This is a genomic window from Micromonospora sp. HUAS YX12, assembly GCF_040215685.1.
Taxonomy (GTDB): Bacteria; Actinomycetota; Actinomycetes; order Mycobacteriales; family Micromonosporaceae; genus Micromonospora; species Micromonospora tulbaghiae.
In genome coordinates this window covers 1,576,943-1,592,080 of the sequence record NZ_CP157974.1, presented here as the reverse complement: position 1 = coordinate 1,592,080, position 15,138 = coordinate 1,576,943, and the positions used below count along the sequence as shown (strand labels likewise).

The window sequence follows — 15,138 nt, the reverse complement described above, 5'->3', positions numbered from 1 at the left end:
GTCCGGTGGCGGTGGAACAGCAGGCACGGGGTGCGGCGGGTGCGGCCCGGCGCCGGTCCCGGCGGGACGAGATCCTGGAGATCGCGGTCGGCCTCTTCGCGGCGCGCGGCTACCACGGTGTGTCGATGGACGACATCGGGGCGGCGGCCGGGGTCACCGGGCCGGCGCTCTACCACCACTTCGCCGGCAAGGAGGCGATGCTCGTCGCCGCCCTGATCCCGGTGAGCGAGGGGTTGCTCGCGGGCGGGCGGGAACGCGCCGCCGGTCACCCGGGCGACCCGCGTTCGGCGCTGGAGTCGCTGATCGACTTCCACGTCGACTTCGCGCTGGCCAACCCGGCGGTGATCGCGTTGCACCTGCACGAGCTGGACCGCCTCCCGGACGAGCCGCGCCGCCGGATCCGCCGGCTCCAGCGGATGTACGTCGAGGAATGGGTCACCGTGCTGACCGCGCTGCACCCCGGCCTGCCCGACGGCGAGGCCCGGGTGCTCGCCCATGCGGCGTTCGGCCTGATGAACTCGACCCCGTTCCTCGGCGGCGAGGTGGACCGCCGGCGCCGGGCCGAACTGCTGCGCGGCGCGACCCTCGCGGCCCTGCTCGCGCCCACCGACCCGACCTGACACGCCGCGCTCACCTTAACGCGTGTTAAGAAGAGACCCCGGCTTTGCGTCGAGAAGGGGTCACGTCCGTGCAGAAGATGATCGAATCGTTGTTGGTCGCGAATCGGGGGGAGATCGCGCGGCGGATCATCCGTACCGGCAAGCGGCTCGGGATCCGGACGATCGCGGTGCACTCGGAGGCCGACGGCGGGCTGCCGTTCGTGACCGAGGCCGACGAGGCGGTCTGCGTCGGCCCGGCGAACCCGGCGCAGAGCTACCGGAACGTGGAGGCGATCCTCGACGCCGCCCGTAGCACCGGCGCGCAGGCGATCCACCCCGGCTACGGCTTCCTGTCCGAGAACGCGGACTTCGCCCGTACCGTCGAAGGGGCCGGCCTGATCTGGGTCGGACCCGGCGCCGACGCGATCACCGCGATGGGCGACAAGATCAACGCTCGGAACCTGATGGCGGCGGCCGGGGTGCCGGTCGCGCCCGGCACCACCGAGCCGGCGACCGACCTGGACGCGGCGGTCGTGGCCGCCGCGGAGATCGGCTACCCGGTGATGGTCAAGGCCGCCGCGGGCGGCGGCGGCATGGGCATGGGCGTGGCAGTCGACGAGGCGGCGCTGCGCACCGAGTACGACAAGGTCCGCGCGTTCGCCGAGCGGATGTTCGGCGACGGGTCGGTGCTGATCGAGCGGTACTTCCCCCGGGTACGCCACGTCGAGGTGCAGATCCTCGGTCTGGCCGACGGCCGGGTGGTGGCGCTCGGCGAGCGGGAGTGCTCGGTGCAGCGGCGCAACCAGAAGCTGGTCGAGGAGTCGCCGTCGCCGGCGGTCTCGCCCGAGCTGCGCGAGCGGTTCCTGGCTGCGGCGGTACGGGCCGGCGAGGCGGTGAACTACCGCAACGCAGGGACCGTCGAGTGCCTGCTGGTCCCGCGTCAGCGGGATCTCAAGGATGGCAGCCCCCTCTCCGAAGAATTCTTCTTCCTGGAGATGAACACGCGGCTCCAGGTCGAGCACCCGGTCACCGAGTACGTCTACGGCGTCGACCTGGTCGAGGAGCAGTTGCGGGTGGCGGCCGGCCTGGCGCCGACATTCGACCCGGACGCGCTCACTCCGCGCGGGCACGCCATCGAGCTGCGGATCAACGCCGAGGACCCGAAGCGCTTCCTGCCCGGCCCGGGCGCGATCACCACCTGGAACGAGCCGTCCGGCACCGGCGTACGCGTCGACTCCGGCTACGTCGCCGGCAACACCGTCACGCCGTTCTACGACAGCCTGATGGCCAAGCTGATCCTCACCGGGGACACCCGCGAGGAGGCGGTCCAGCGGGCGCGGGCGGCGGTCGCCCAGTTCGAGATCGCCGGCCCGAAGTGCAACCTGCCGTTCTTCGCCGAGCTGCTGGAGAATCCGGAGTTCCTCTCCGGCGACTACGACACCGGCATCGTCTCCCGGATGCGCTGACGCCACCCGGTGTCATGCTCGACTCTTGTGAGGTGAACCTGATGGCGCAACTTCCGGAATCCGTGAGCATCCGTGAGGTCGGTCCCCGCGACGGCCTCCAGAACGAGGAGCCCATCCCCACCGACGCCAAGGTGCGGCTGCTCGACGCGCTGTCCCGCACCGGCGTACGCCGCATCGAAGCCGTCTCCTTCGTCCACCCGAAGGCGATCCCGCAGATGGCCGACGCCGACGAGGTGTGGCAGCGGGCGGAGAAGGTCGACGGCGTCCGCTACTCGGCCCTGGTGCCGAACACCAGGGGCGCGCAGCGGGCGCTGGCCGCCGGATTCACCGAGATCGAGGTGGTGGTCTCGGCCAGCGACACGCACAACCGCCGCAACGTCAACCGCTCCACCGACGAGTCGCTCGACGACATCGCCGAGCTGATCGACCTGCTGCACGGCGCGGGCGCCACCGCCGAGGTGATCGTCGCGACCAGTTTCGGCTGCCCCTACGAGGGCGACGTGGACCCCTACCGGGTCGCCGCGATCGTCGACCGCGTCGCCCGCGACGGCGCGGACCGCGTCGCCTTCGGCGACACCACGGGCATGGGTACGCCCCGGCGCGTCCGCGAACTGGTGACGGCGGTACGGGACCGCAACGCCCACCTGCCGGTGCTGCTGCACTTCCACAACACCCGGGGCACCGCGCTGGCGAACATGCTCACGGCGATGGAACTGGGGATCACCGAGTTCGACGCCAGCGTCGGCGGCCTCGGTGGCTGCCCGTACGCGCCGGGTGCCAGCGGCAACCTGGCCACCGAGGAGGCGGTGCACATGCTGCACGACATGGGCATCGACACCGGCATCGACCTGGACGCCCTGGTCGAGGCCGCCGAGCTGGCCGAAGACCTGGTGGGCAGGGAACTCCCGTCCGGAGTCCTCCGAGCCGGCCCCCGAACCCGCCTGACCCCCCTCCCCGCCTGACCCGCCCTGCTTCCCGTTGATCAAGGAGTTTGTGTCCTCGTCCGCCCGCGCGGAGGACACAAACTCCTTGATCACGAGCGGGGTGGGGTGTGGTGGGGTGCCGGGGGTGGGGCGGGTGGGGTAGCCTAACGATCGTTCAGGTCGGTGGGCGCCCTGTGCGGGGGCCGTGGCAACGGGAGTCGGCGTGACGCTCGACGGTGAGGCTCTGGAGCAGCTACGCAAGCGCGCCCGCGCCGGCGGAGCGGACAAGTACCACGCGGCCAACGCCGCGAAGGGGAAGCTGTTCGCCCGCGAGCGCGTGGCGTACCTGGTCGACGAGGGCTCCTTCGTCGAGGACGGGCTCTACGCCAACGCCATGGCCGACGGGCTGCCCGCTGACGGCGTGGTCACCGGCACCGCGACGATCGACGGCCGCCAGGTGTGCCTGATGGCCAACGACTCCACGGTCAAGGCCGGCAGCTGGGGCGCGCGTACCGTCGAGAAGATCATCCGGATCATCGAGCGGGCGTACGCGACCGGCGTCCCGATGGTCTACCTGGTCGACTCGGCCGGCGCCCGGATCACCGACCAGGTCGACCTGTTCCCGGGCCGGCGCGGCGCCGGCAAGATCTTCTGGAACCAGGTCCGCGCCTCCGGCTCGATTCCGCAGGTCTGCGCGCTGTTCGGGCCGAGCGCGGCGGGTGGGGCGTACATCCCGGCGTTCTGCGACGTGGTCGCCATGGTGGACGGCAACGCCAGCATGTACCTCGGCTCCGACCGCATGGTCGAGATGGTCACCGGCGAGAAGACCACGCTGGAGGCGATGGGCGGGGCGAAGGTGCACTGCGCCGAGTCCGGCGTGGGGCACTTCCTCTGCAAGACCGAGAACGACGCGCTCGACGTGGTGCGGACGTACCTGTCCTACCTGCCGTCGAACTGGAAGCAGGAGCCGCCGGCCGCCGAAGCGGTGGGCGCGCCGGAGAAGGCCGACCTGGCCGCGCTGGTCCCGGCCAGCGAGCGGCAGGCGTTCGACATGCGCCGGTACGTCAAGGGGCTGCTCGACTCCGGCAGCTTCTTCGAGATCCAGGCGCTGTGGGCCAAGGAGCTGACCATCGGGTTCGGCCGGCTGAACGGCGAGGTCGTCGGCGTGGTCGGCAACAACTCGATGTTCAAGGGCGGCGTGCTCTTCGTCGACTCGGCCGACAAGGCGACCCGGTTCGTGCAGCTCTGCGACGCGTTCAACGTGCCGCTGCTGTTCCTCAGCGACGTACCCGGGTTCATGGTCGGCAGCGCGGTGGAGAAGCAGGGCATCATCCGGCACGGCGCGAAGATGATCACGGCGATCTCCGAGGCGACCGTACCCAAGATCTGTGTGGTGGTCCGCAAGGCGTACGGCGCGGGTCTGTACGCGATGGCCGGTCCCGGCTTCGAGCCGGACGCCACGATCGCGCTGCCCACCGCGAAGATCGCGGTGATGGGCGCGGAGGCCGCTGTCAACGCGGTCTACGCCAACAAGATCGCCGCGATCGGGGACGAGGCCGAGCGCGCCGCGTTCGTGGCCGCGAAGCGCGAGGAGTACGAGCGCGACATCGACGTCGTCCGCCTCGCCAGCGAGCTGGTGGTGGACGCGATCGTCGAGCCGCACGAGCTGCGCGCCGAGCTGGTCCGCCGGTTCGCCGCCGCGCGCGGCAAGGAGCGGCACTTCTCCCGGCGCCGGCACGGCGTCACCCCCGTCTGACCCGGTAAGGAAGGGCCCCCTCTTAACGCCTGGTGCATGTAAAGGGGCCCCTTCTAACGCTTCAGCCGCTCCCGGCGTCACGAGCGCCCGGCGGCCCGCCCTTTCCAGGAGGATCGACATGGACTTCCGGCTCGACGAGGAACAGCAGGCGCTGCGGGAGAGCGTGCGGGAGTTCGCCCGCGAGGTGGTCGCACCCACCATCGCCGAGCACTACGAGCAGCACACCTTCCCGTACGAGATCGTCCGTCAGATGGGCAAGATGGGCCTGTTCGGGCTGCCCTTCGCGGAGGAGCACGGCGGCATGGGCGGCGACTACTTCGCGCTCTGCCTGGCGCTGGAGGAGCTGGCCCGGGTCGACTCCAGCGTGGCGATCACGCTGGAGGCGGCGGTGTCGCTCGGCGCGATGCCGATCTACCGCTTCGGCACCGAGGAGCAGAAGGCGCAGTGGCTGCCGAAGCTGCTCAGCGGTGAGGCGCTGGCCGGGTTCGGGCTCACCGAGCCGGGCACCGGGTCGGACGCGGGCGGCACCCGGACGCGGGCGGTCCTGGACGGCGACGAGTGGGTGATCAACGGCTCGAAGGCGTTCATCACCAACTCCGGCACCGACATCACCGCGCTGGTCACCGTCACCGCCGTCACCGGCACGCGGCCGGACGGCGGCAAGGAGCTGTCCACGATCATCGTGCCGTCGGGTACGCCCGGCTTCACCGTCGCGCCCGGCTACTCGAAGGTCGGCTGGACCGCGTCGGACACGCACGAGCTGACGTTCGACGACTGCCGGGTGCCGGCGGCCAACCTGCTCGGCGAGCGCGGCCGGGGCTTCGCGCAGTTCCTGCGCATCCTGGACGAGGGCCGGATCGCCATCGCGGCGCTCGCCGTCGGCCTGGCCCAGGGCTGCGTGGACGAGTCGATCAAGTACGCGAAGGAGCGTCAGGCGTTCGGCCAGCCGATCGGCAACTACCAGGCCATCCAGTTCAAGATCGCGGACATGGAGATGAAGGCGCACACGGCCCGGCTGGCCTACTACGACGCGGCCGCCCGGATGCTCGCCGGTGAGCCGTTCAAGCGCCAGGCGGCCATCGCCAAGCTGCACGCCTCCACCGTGGCTGTGGACAACGCCCGCGAGGCGACGCAGATCCACGGCGGGTACGGCTTCATGAACGAGTACCCGGTGGCCCGCTTCTGGCGTGACTCCAAGATCCTGGAGATCGGCGAGGGCACCAGCGAGGTCCAGCGCATGATCATCGCGCGCGACCTCGGCATGTGAGGACACCCGAAACCACGTCCTGTCGGATATCGGCAGTGGACGGTCGGGTGGTTGACGATGGGCTGTGGAGCGTCGGAGTCCATCCGTAATCTTCGTGCCCATGACTCCGGATCATGACCGTGCGCGGGGCCCGGGCGGTCGTACCGGTCTGTCCGGCCTGCTACGCGGGCACCGGCTCGCCGTCGGCCTGACCCAGGCCGAGCTGGCGGGCCGGGCCGGCGTGGGCGTACGGACGGTCCGCGATCTGGAACGGGGGCGGGCCACCCGGCCGCAGCGCACCACAGTCGACCTGCTGGCCGACGCGCTCGGCCTGAGCGGTGACGAGCGGCGGGAGTTCATCGACACCGCCCGGCCCGCGGCATCCCGCGTTCCCGCCGCCGATGATCCGCCCGTGGCGCTGCCCCAGCCCGTACCGCTGCTCGGCCGCGAACGGGACGTGGCGGAGGTGTCCGGCCTGCTCGACGCGTACCCGGTGGTGAGCCTGGTGGGGCTTGCCGGGGTGGGCAAGACGGCGCTGGCCGTCACCGTCGCGCACGCGGTGGCGGCCCGCCACCCGGCGGGCGTGGCCGGGGTGCTCGTGGGCGAGGGCTCGGACACCGCCGACGTGCTCGCCGCGTCGGCGTCGATGTTCGGCGTGAACCGGCTGGCCGACCTGTCCTGCCGGATCGGCGACCGGCGGGCGCTGCTGCTCGTCGACGCCGTCGACCGGGCGCCGGACGCGGTGGCCGAGGCGCTGCGCGTCCTGACCTCCGCCGTGCCGACGTTGCGGGTGCTGGTGACCGGCCGCCGCCCGGCGGGCCTGCCCGGCGAGCTGGTCCGGCCGGTCGCTCCGCTCGATGTGCCGCCGGCCGGCGTCGAGCCCGCCGACCGGGCCGACCTGGACCGCTGGCCGGCGGCGGCGCTGTTCGCCGCCCGCTTCGCCCACGCCCGCCGGGAACCGCCCACCCCGGCCGAGCTGCCGGCGCTCGCCGCGCTCGTACGCCGGCTCGGCGGACTGCCGCTCGCCATCGAGCTGATGGCGGCGCGGGGACGCATCCTCGACGTCACCGAGCTGCTCGACCGCTACGGCGACCGCGTCCTGGACCTGACCGGCGTACGCCCCGGCTGGGAGCCCGCTGACCCGTCCGCCGGCACGGTGACGCTGCGCGACGCGGTGGCGACCAGCTATCACCTGCTCGCCACCGCCGACCGGGCGGCGCTGCGGCGGCTGTCCGCGTTCCGTAACCGCTGGTCGGTCGAGCTGGCCGAGGAACTGCTCGCCGACGGCGGCCGGCGGTGGGACGCCGCGCCGATGCTGGACCGGCTGCGCGAGCTGGGCCTGCTCAGCGTCCGGGGCACCGGCCCGTTCCGGTTCCGTCTGCTGGACGCGGTCCGTGACTTCGCCGCGGAGCAGGCCGACGCCGAGGGCGAGACCGCCCGGATCCGGATGCGGCACGCCGCGGTGATCGCCGGTCTGGTTAACCGCACCGCGCCGGGGCTGGTGGGCGCACAGATGTCCGGCGCGGTGCACGTGCTCGACGAGGCGACGAGCGACATCACCGCCGCGCTGGCGTACGCCGCCGAGCACGCGCCGGAGACCGCGCTCCTGCTCGCCGCCTCACTGCCCCGATGGTGGCGGCTGCGCGGGCGGGACGTCTCCGGCCGCCGCCGGCTGCGGCGGCTGCTCGCCGATCCGCGTACCGCGGGTGCCCGGCCCACGCTGCGTGCCTGGGCCATGCTGGGCGCGGCCCGGCTGGCCGCCGAGCACGGCGCGGGCGCGGAGGAACTGCCGGCGGCCCGGGCTGCCCTGGCCGTCTTCGCCGAGGCGGGCGACGTGACCGGCGAGCTGTCCGCCCGGTCGGTGCTCTGCGCGCTGCTGCTCGGGCTCGGCGCGCACGACGAGGCCCGCGAGCACGCCGAGGCCGCGCTGGCGGTGGCCACCCGGCACCACCGGGTACGCGAGATGGCCGTCGCCCAGGCGCACCTGACCTGGCACGACGTACGCGAAGGGCGGCTGGCCGGCGCCCGGCGGCGGCTGGCCACAGTCGACCGGCTGGCGGCGCAGTGCGGTGACCAGCGCCTGCGTGTGCTGGCGCGGGCCGATCAGGCCGAGTTGACCCGCCTGGAGGGCCGGTACGCGGAGGCGGTCGAGCAGGGACGCCGGGTGGCAGCCGCGCTCGCGGAGCTGGGCGATCCCGGGCGGCGGCGCCGGACGGTCGGTGCGGTCGGGCTGGCGCTCGCCCACGCCGGGCGCACCGACGAGGCGCTGACCACGGTCGCCGAGCTGTGGCCGTCGGGCGCGGTGCCGGGCCGGCGCCGTCCACCGGCCGTGGAGATGCTCGACCCGCCCGGCGCGGGTGGGAACGCCCGCGCCGAGGACGCGCTGCGCGGGTTGATCGAGGGGCACGTGGCGCTGCACCGGGGAGACCGGGAGCTGGCGGCGGAGTGGTTCGCCGCGGCTGCCGAAGCGGCCGAGGGGGTCGCCGACCGGCGGGATCTGGTCGAGGCGCTCGTGGGGCTGGCGGTCAGCACCGCGGACCCGCGTGTGCTGGACCGGCTGGACGCGGCGCGACAGGTCACCGGCGTCAGCCTGCTGCCGCAGGAGGAGGAGTTGCTGTTCTCCCTGGCGGCCCGCCGCAGGCGATGAGCGCTCTCTTCGTCACCGCGGCCCGTGGGTCGCGGTGGCCGGGCACTGGGAGGCGGAGGGCGCGGGGGTGGCGCGAGCGAAGTAGCCCCCTGGTGCTGCCCCTCGCTCCACGCTCGCGCCAGCACCCCCCGGTGCCCCCCGCTGCCGGGAAGACTACCGAGGTCGGACGACCGATTCGTGAATGTGTGGACCGCTTTGTCCGGCCGTTCGGGCGGTTCTGCCGGTCGTTCTGCCGGTGACCGGCGGGTAGTGCCCGACCGCTCGCTGACCGTCAGGCGGCGTCCTCGGCCGGCTCGGTACTGCCGGCGGTGGCGCCCGGATGGACCGCGTCGCGTACCCGGCGCAGCCCGTCGAGCAGCCCGTGGAGCTGCGCCGGGGCGAGCTGGCTGGTGAACCACTGCTCGATGATCCGCAGATGGCCGGGAAGGACGTCGTCCAGCCGGCTCAGGCCGGCGGTGGTCACCACCGCGAAGGAACTACGCCGGTCGGACGGGCAGGCACGCCGGCAGATCAGCCCGTCCCGCTCCATCCGGTCCACCACGCGGGTCACACCGCTGGTGGAGAGCGAGGTCTGTGCGGCCAGATCGGTCATCCGCAGCTGGTTGTTGGGTGAGCGGGCGAGCCGGGTCAGCACCTCGAACTCGACCGGGGAGAGGCCGTGCTCCTCGAACTGGGCGGCGAACCGGGCGGCGAGCCCGGCGTGCGCCTCGACGAGCAGGCCGACGGCAGTGATCCGGGGGTCGTCGAACACGTTCTGGTCCACGCCACCATCCTAGCAACACTTGACACGGGGAATATTGCTTCAACTATAGTTGCTCAGTCAGTCGTTGGGCTCCTAAACATTCTTCTCCGGAGGAGAGCATCATGACCAGCAGCACCGAGGCGACTACCCGCGACTGGGAAGGTCTCACCATCCCCACCCCCGGCACGTACGTGCTGGACACCGCGCACAAGCGCGTCGGCTTCGTCGCGCGGCACATGATGGTCAGCAAGGTACGCGGTGAGTTCGCGGACGCCACCGCGACCATCACCGTCACCGACGACCCGATGCAGTCCTCGGTCACCGCCAGCATCCAGGCGGCCAGCATCAACACCGCCCAGGCGGACCGTGACGCGCACCTGCGCAGCCCGGAGTTCCTCGACGCGGAGCAGTTCCCGACGCTGGAGTTCCGCAGCACCGAGGTGAAGTCCCGCGAGGGCAACGAGTTCGTGCTCGCCGGCGAGCTGACCATCAAGGGCGTGACCCGTCAGGTCGAGCTCGAGGTGGAGTTCGAGGGCGTGGGCCGCAGCCCGTTCGGGCAGGACATCTTCGGCTTCTCCGCCTCCACCGAGATCGACCGGGAGGACTTCGGTCTGACCTGGAACGTGGCGCTGGAGACCGGTGGTGTCCTGGTCGGCCGCAAGGTCAAGATCGAGATCGAGGGTGAGGCCATCCGCCAGGGCTGAGCCCCGGCATCGGCCCGCGGGGCCCGCACCGTCCGCCGACGGTGCGGGCCCCTCTCGCGTACGCCCCGGCGGTGCGAATCGTCACGTGAAGTTCTCCGCCCGGACGCGCTGGTGACGGCGGCGGCGGGGTACAGGTGCAGACCTGTCGCCCGTCCAGCCGGGTGACGGGGTGGGCGCACTTACGCCAACCACGTGAATGGTTCACAATGCGTTGCGGAACGGTACGGTTCCGTCGCACCGGCGCCGGGAGGACACATGGGCAGAGACGTCGAGCAGGGCGCCTTCTCCCGCGAGGATCGGGTCCGCTACCGGCAGAAGGTCCGGCGGTGCCTGGACGTCTTCGCGCTGATGCTCGACGACTTCGGCTTCGACGCCGACCGGCCGATGACCGGGCTGGAGATCGAGCTGAACCTGATCGACGCCGCCGCCGAACCCGCAATGCGCAACGACCAGATCCTGGCCGACATCGCCGACCCGCTGTTCCAGACCGAACTGGGGCAGTTCAACCTCGAACTGAACGCCTCGCCCCGGCTGATCGAGGGCAGCGGCTTCGCCGACTACGAGCAGGACCTGCGCAGCAGCCTCAGCCGCGCCGACGAGCGGGCCGCAAAGTCCGACGCGACGATCATGATGGTCGGCATCCTGCCCACGCTCACCGAACGCCACCTGGTCGCCGACAACCTCTCCACGAACGAGCGGTACCGCGTCCTCAACGACCAGATCGTCGGCGCCCGGGGCGAGGACATCGAGCTGGACATCAACGGCGTCGAGCGGCTGCGTACGCACACCGACTCGATCGCGCCGGAGGCCGCATGCACCAGCCTCCAGTTCCACCTCCAGGTCGCGCCGGACAGCTTCGCCGACTACTGGAACGCCTCCCAGGCGATCGCCGGCGTGCAGGTCGCCGTCGGCGCCAACTCGCCGTTCCTCTACGGCCGGCAACTCTGGGCGGAGACCCGGATCGCGCTGTTCCAGCAGGCCACCGACACCCGCCCGGACGAGCTGAAGGCCCAGGGCGTACGACCCCGCGTGTGGTTCGGCGAGCGCTGGATCACCTCGATCTTCGACCTGTTCGAGGAGAACGTCCGCTACTTCCCGCCGCTGCTGCCCATCTGCGAGGAGGAGGACCCGGTCGAGGTGCTGCACGCCGGTGGCGTGCCCCAGCTCGGTGAGCTGCGGCTGCACAACGGCACCGTCTACCGCTGGAACCGGCCGGTCTACGACATCATGAACGACCGCCCGCACCTGCGGGTGGAGAACCGGGTGCTGCCCGCCGGCCCGACAGTGGTGGACATGCTCGCCAACGCGGCGTTCTACTTCGGGCTGGCCCGCGGCCTCGCCGAGGCGGACCGTCCCATCTGGAGCCAGTTGACGTTCAGCTCGGCGGAGGAGAACTTCCACGCCGCCGCCCGGCGCGGCATCGAAGCGGTCCTGCACTGGCCCCGCCTCGGCGACGTGCCGGTCACCAAGCTCGTCCTCGACACGCTGCTGCCGGTGGCCGCGCAGGGGCTGGACCGGTTCGGCGTCGCCCCGGCCGAGCGGGACCGCCTGCTCGGCGTGATCGAGGGCCGCTGCCGTACCGGCCGCAACGGTGCGGTCTGGCAGACCGAGACGGTGTGGACGGCCGAGCGAACCCGGGGCCTGGACCGGGAGGCCGCACTGCACCACATGGTCCAGCGGTACGCCGAGCTGCAGCGCGGCAACGAGCCCGTCCACACCTGGCCCGTCGACTGACCCCCCCGCCCGCCCCCGGCTCGTCGATCTTGCACTTGTGGCCCTGACAAACCTCCCATTCGGGAGATTCGCGGGGCCACAAGTGCAAGATCGGCGCGGCCGGGTGGGTGGGTGTGGGTGTGGCTCAGCGGCCTCGGCGGCGGGTGGTGTCGGTGGTCGGCGGGTCGGTTCGGGCTGACGAGCCGGTCTGGGAAGGCTTGCCCGGGGACGGGGAGTCGTCGTGCGGGGACGGCTCGTCGGTGGTCGACGCCTTGTCACGTGGCCCTGCGGGGTCGGCCTGCTCGGATGCCTCGGGTTGCCGCTGTGGTGGCACGGCCCGGCCGCGGCGGCCGGTGGTGGACCGGGTGGCACGACTCCGCTCCGTCTCCGTCCGGCCGGACGCCGTGCCGGGTCCGTCCTCCACCCCGATGTTCCGGCTCGGCCCGACCAACGTGTCCGGCGCCTTGTCCGGCCCCGTCGCCTGGTCAGCGAGGCCCGATGCCGCCCGCCCCGACGGCGACCCGCCCGACCGGCCCGCAGCCGACGTGCCCGACTTCGAGGTGCCCGACGGCGACGGCGAGTCCGGCTCGGTCGGGTCGGCCTCGCCGCTGATCGGGTCCGGCTCGCCGGTGCGCTGGCGGGGCACTGTCACCCGCTCGGCGCTACGGCGCTCGGCGCGCTGGGCCAGCGCGGCCATCACCATCGAGCCGCCGACGCCGGCGATCACCGCGTACGGGGCGATCAGATGGGCCGACAACTGTTCCGCGGCGATCCCGGCGAGGCGCGGCACGGCCAGCAGGTACGCCAGCGCGACGAGTAGCGGTCCGGCCGCCCCGGAGGCCGCCGCGCCGACCCGGATCTCCGGCGCGCGGGCGGCTCGACGGGCCGCCATCAGACCGATCACCAGGGCGGAGAGCACCGACAGCAGCGCACCGGGCCAGTAGAAGTAGTCGCGGATCCAGAACGCGCCGCGGTCCGCGCTGATCTGCCAGATGCCGAGCTGGGCGGTGGTCAGGCCACGGCCGGCGACCACCCCGTCGACCACCGACACCACGGCGAGCAGCCAGAGCCAGCCGCTGGTGGCGATCAGGTTGGTGGCGGCGGCCCGGGTGTGCAGCGCCCAGACGGCGAGCAGCACGCCGAGCAGCAGCCCCGCACCCGCGTACGCGGCGGCGGCGACCTGCGGGGCGGAGACGTCCGGCACCCGGGCCGCCCGCGCCGGAACCGCCACCAGCAGCACGGTGACGATCGCGCCGGCACCCGCGGCGAGCGCCAGGCCGAGCCGGGGCGGCGTGCCCCGCGGCTCGGCCTGGCGCTCGCCGCGCAGGCGCTGGGCGCAGACCGCACCGACGATGACCGATGTCGCCGCGATCCAGGTCGCCCAGGCGAGGCTCGCCACCCAGGCCGCCTCGGCCCGTACCGCGCCGGCCGGCGCCCAGTTGATGATGCCCAGCCCGTACCCGAAACCGAGCTGCGCGGCGCCCGCGCCCGCCGCGACGCCGAGCGCGGCGGCTGTCGATCCTCCCCAGCCCCGTCTGACCATGCCGGGGAGCGTAACGTCCCGAGGTCGGCGCGGCGAGTCGTGACGACGGGCCGTGACCGTTCCGCAGCAACGGATACGGTCGTCGATGATCGGGGTGGGGAGCATGACGGACGAGCGGGAACCGGTAGGCGACGGCAGCGGACCGGGGCGGGGCAGGATGCTCCTCGGCGGTGGCGTGGCCGTGATCCTGCTGGTGGTGATCGGCGGCAGCGTCGGGTGGATCCTTGCCGGTGAGCCGGACCGTCCGGCCACACCCGGCGACACCGCACCGGTCGGCGCCGCGTCCACATCGGCCTCCGCGACCACAGCGCCGCCGACCACCGCCGCCCGGCCGACCGGTACGCGCACCAGCGCCCCGGCCGGCCTCACGGTGCCCGAGGTGGTGGGCGCCGACTTCGAGCAGGCCCGCCGAAACCTGCGCGAGCGCCGGCTCGGCTGGCGACTGGTGTTCGGTACGGGCACCGGACGCACCGTGGAGCGCACGTCACCGGCTCCCGGCACCCCGGTGAAGCGCGGCACCACCGTCACCGTGTGGGTCGCCGGGCCGGCGCCGGCCGTCACCGTGCCCGACATGAGCACGTTGTCCTGCTCCGACGCGGCCGACGATCTGGTGGAGGCGGGGCTCTATCCCCGGTACGCCACCGGACGCCAGGGTCCGGTCACGGCACAGGAGCCGGTGGCCGGCGGTACCGCCCGGTGGAACGACCAGGTGACGCTCACCTGCGGCGACAAGGCGTCCACGCCGCCGACTGTCTCCCCGCCGCCGACTCCCTGACGGGCGCGGCGCGCTGATCCCAGCCGGCATGGCCGAGGCCCGCTACGGTGGACGATCGAGGGCCGTGTGCCCCGTCCCGGTGGGGAGAGGACGTGCCATGAGCGACGACCGTCAGGAACCACCCGCCGGTGATGCGGACGCGACCCGGGCGCTGCCCCCCGAGCCGGAGGCGGACGCCACGCGGGCGATGCCGCGAGGCGCAGCCGGTGAGGATGCCGACGCGACCCGCGCCATGCCCCGGGGCGCAGCCGGTGAGGATGCCGACGCCACTCGCGCGATGCCCCGGGGCGCAGCCGGGGAAGACGTGGAGGCGACCCGCGCCATGCCACGGAACGCCGGCGACGCCACCCGCCCGTTGCCCGGCGGACCGGCAGGACAGGGCGGGGCGGGAGGACAGGGTGGCCCGCGCCGTCCGCTCGACGCGACCGCCCCGCAGGAACCGGTGGGTGCCTGGTCCGGCCGGGCCGGGGTGCCGCCACCGCGGCCGGCGGGCTATCCCGAGCCCGGCGGCGAGTGGTACGGCGACGAGCAGGCCGGGCGCCGCTGGTGGATGCCGATCCTGCTCGGCATCCTGGCGCTGCTCCTGCTCGGGTTGATCGGGGCGGGGGTGTGGCTGGCACTGCGTGCCGCCGACCGGAACTCCGATCCGGGCCCGCCGGTGCCGAGCATCTCGGCACAGACGAGCGCCGCCCCGACGACCGCCGCACCGACCAGTGCCGCGCCGAGTAGTTCACCGCCGAGTACGCCGCCGGCCACTACCGCACCGGTCGAGGTGCCGATGCCGCCGCTGGTGGGGCTGCCGGAGGCGGCCGCCCGGGCGGCGCTCGACCGGCTGGACCTGGACTACCGGGTGCAGCGGCGGGCGTCGGACCGCCCGGCCGGCACGGTGATCTCCACCGATCCCGAGGCCGGTTACCCGGTGGGCGAGGACGACCGGGTCACCATCGTGGTGGCCGTACCCGCGCCGCCGACGAGCGGCCCGGCCACCCCCGGATCGGCCCCGGCGACGACCGCCACGCCCTGA

Annotated in this window: 12 protein-coding genes; 10 read left to right on the top strand and 2 right to left on the bottom strand. The window is 73.1% G+C overall.

Annotation, left to right across the window (positions count from 1 at the left end; genetic code table 11):
- The first annotated feature begins 5 nt into the window (after nucleotides 1-5).
- From ABIH81_RS07960 to ABIH81_RS07935, 6 genes are all read left to right on the top strand, one after another.
- On the top strand, nucleotides 6-620 hold the full coding sequence (locus ABIH81_RS07960; protein ID WP_349879705.1) for a helix-turn-helix domain-containing protein: 615 nt from the start codon (nucleotides 6-8) through the stop codon (nucleotides 618-620).
- 77 nt (nucleotides 621-697) lie between these two features.
- Nucleotides 698-2,065 carry a biotin carboxylase N-terminal domain-containing protein gene (locus ABIH81_RS07955; protein ID WP_349881038.1) on the top strand — a complete coding sequence of 456 codons (1,368 nt, stop codon included), beginning with the start codon at nucleotides 698-700 and terminating at the stop codon, nucleotides 2,063-2,065.
- Nucleotides 2,066-2,106: 41 nt separating this feature from the next.
- Nucleotides 2,107-3,027, top strand: coding sequence for a hydroxymethylglutaryl-CoA lyase (locus ABIH81_RS07950; RefSeq protein WP_349879704.1), 921 nt, complete (start codon nucleotides 2,107-2,109; stop codon nucleotides 3,025-3,027).
- Nucleotides 3,028-3,211: 184 nt separating this feature from the next.
- Nucleotides 3,212-4,744 (top strand): acyl-CoA carboxylase subunit beta, encoded by a 1,533-nt coding sequence (locus tag ABIH81_RS07945; protein WP_349879703.1) that lies wholly within the window; start codon nucleotides 3,212-3,214, stop codon nucleotides 4,742-4,744.
- A gap of 118 nt (nucleotides 4,745-4,862) precedes the next feature.
- A complete protein-coding gene (locus tag ABIH81_RS07940; protein ID WP_043327634.1) occupies nucleotides 4,863-6,011 on the top strand; it encodes an acyl-CoA dehydrogenase family protein in 1,149 nt (382 codons plus the stop codon).
- A 100-nt stretch (nucleotides 6,012-6,111) separates the two neighbouring features.
- Complete coding sequence (locus ABIH81_RS07935; RefSeq protein WP_349879702.1) at nucleotides 6,112-8,637, top strand: helix-turn-helix domain-containing protein; 2,526 nt, start codon at nucleotides 6,112-6,114, stop codon at nucleotides 8,635-8,637.
- Nucleotides 8,638-8,908: 271 nt separating this feature from the next.
- Here ABIH81_RS07935 and ABIH81_RS07930 read toward each other — a convergent pair whose 3' ends face one another.
- On the bottom strand, nucleotides 8,909-9,400 hold the full coding sequence (locus ABIH81_RS07930; RefSeq protein WP_349879701.1) for a MarR family transcriptional regulator: 492 nt from the start codon (nucleotides 9,398-9,400) through the stop codon (nucleotides 8,909-8,911).
- Nucleotides 9,401-9,501: 101 nt separating this feature from the next.
- Between ABIH81_RS07930 and ABIH81_RS07925 the strand changes: the two genes are divergently transcribed.
- Together ABIH81_RS07925 and ABIH81_RS07920 are read left to right on the top strand one after the other, a co-directional pair.
- Nucleotides 9,502-10,083 (top strand): YceI family protein, encoded by a 582-nt coding sequence (locus tag ABIH81_RS07925; protein WP_349879700.1) that lies wholly within the window; start codon nucleotides 9,502-9,504, stop codon nucleotides 10,081-10,083.
- Between the two features lie 255 nt (nucleotides 10,084-10,338).
- The gene (locus ABIH81_RS07920) at nucleotides 10,339-11,817 is read left to right on the top strand and encodes a glutamate--cysteine ligase (RefSeq protein ID WP_349879699.1); all 1,479 of its coding nucleotides are present in this window, start codon (nucleotides 10,339-10,341) and stop codon (nucleotides 11,815-11,817) included.
- A 124-nt stretch (nucleotides 11,818-11,941) separates the two neighbouring features.
- Here the strand turns inward: ABIH81_RS07920 and ABIH81_RS07915 are convergent, their stop codons facing one another.
- Nucleotides 11,942-13,339: a hypothetical protein gene (locus ABIH81_RS07915; protein WP_349879698.1), complete on the bottom strand. Its 1,398-nt coding sequence runs from the start codon at nucleotides 13,337-13,339 to the stop codon at nucleotides 11,942-11,944.
- A gap of 103 nt (nucleotides 13,340-13,442) precedes the next feature.
- Between ABIH81_RS07915 and ABIH81_RS07910 the strand changes: the two genes are divergently transcribed.
- Nucleotides 13,443-14,114, top strand: a complete 672-nt coding sequence (locus ABIH81_RS07910; protein ID WP_349879697.1) for a PASTA domain-containing protein — start codon at nucleotides 13,443-13,445, stop codon at nucleotides 14,112-14,114.
- Nucleotides 14,115-14,211: 97 nt separating this feature from the next.
- Entirely contained in the window at nucleotides 14,212-15,138 is a 927-nt protein-coding gene (locus tag ABIH81_RS07905) for a PASTA domain-containing protein (protein WP_349879696.1), read from the top strand.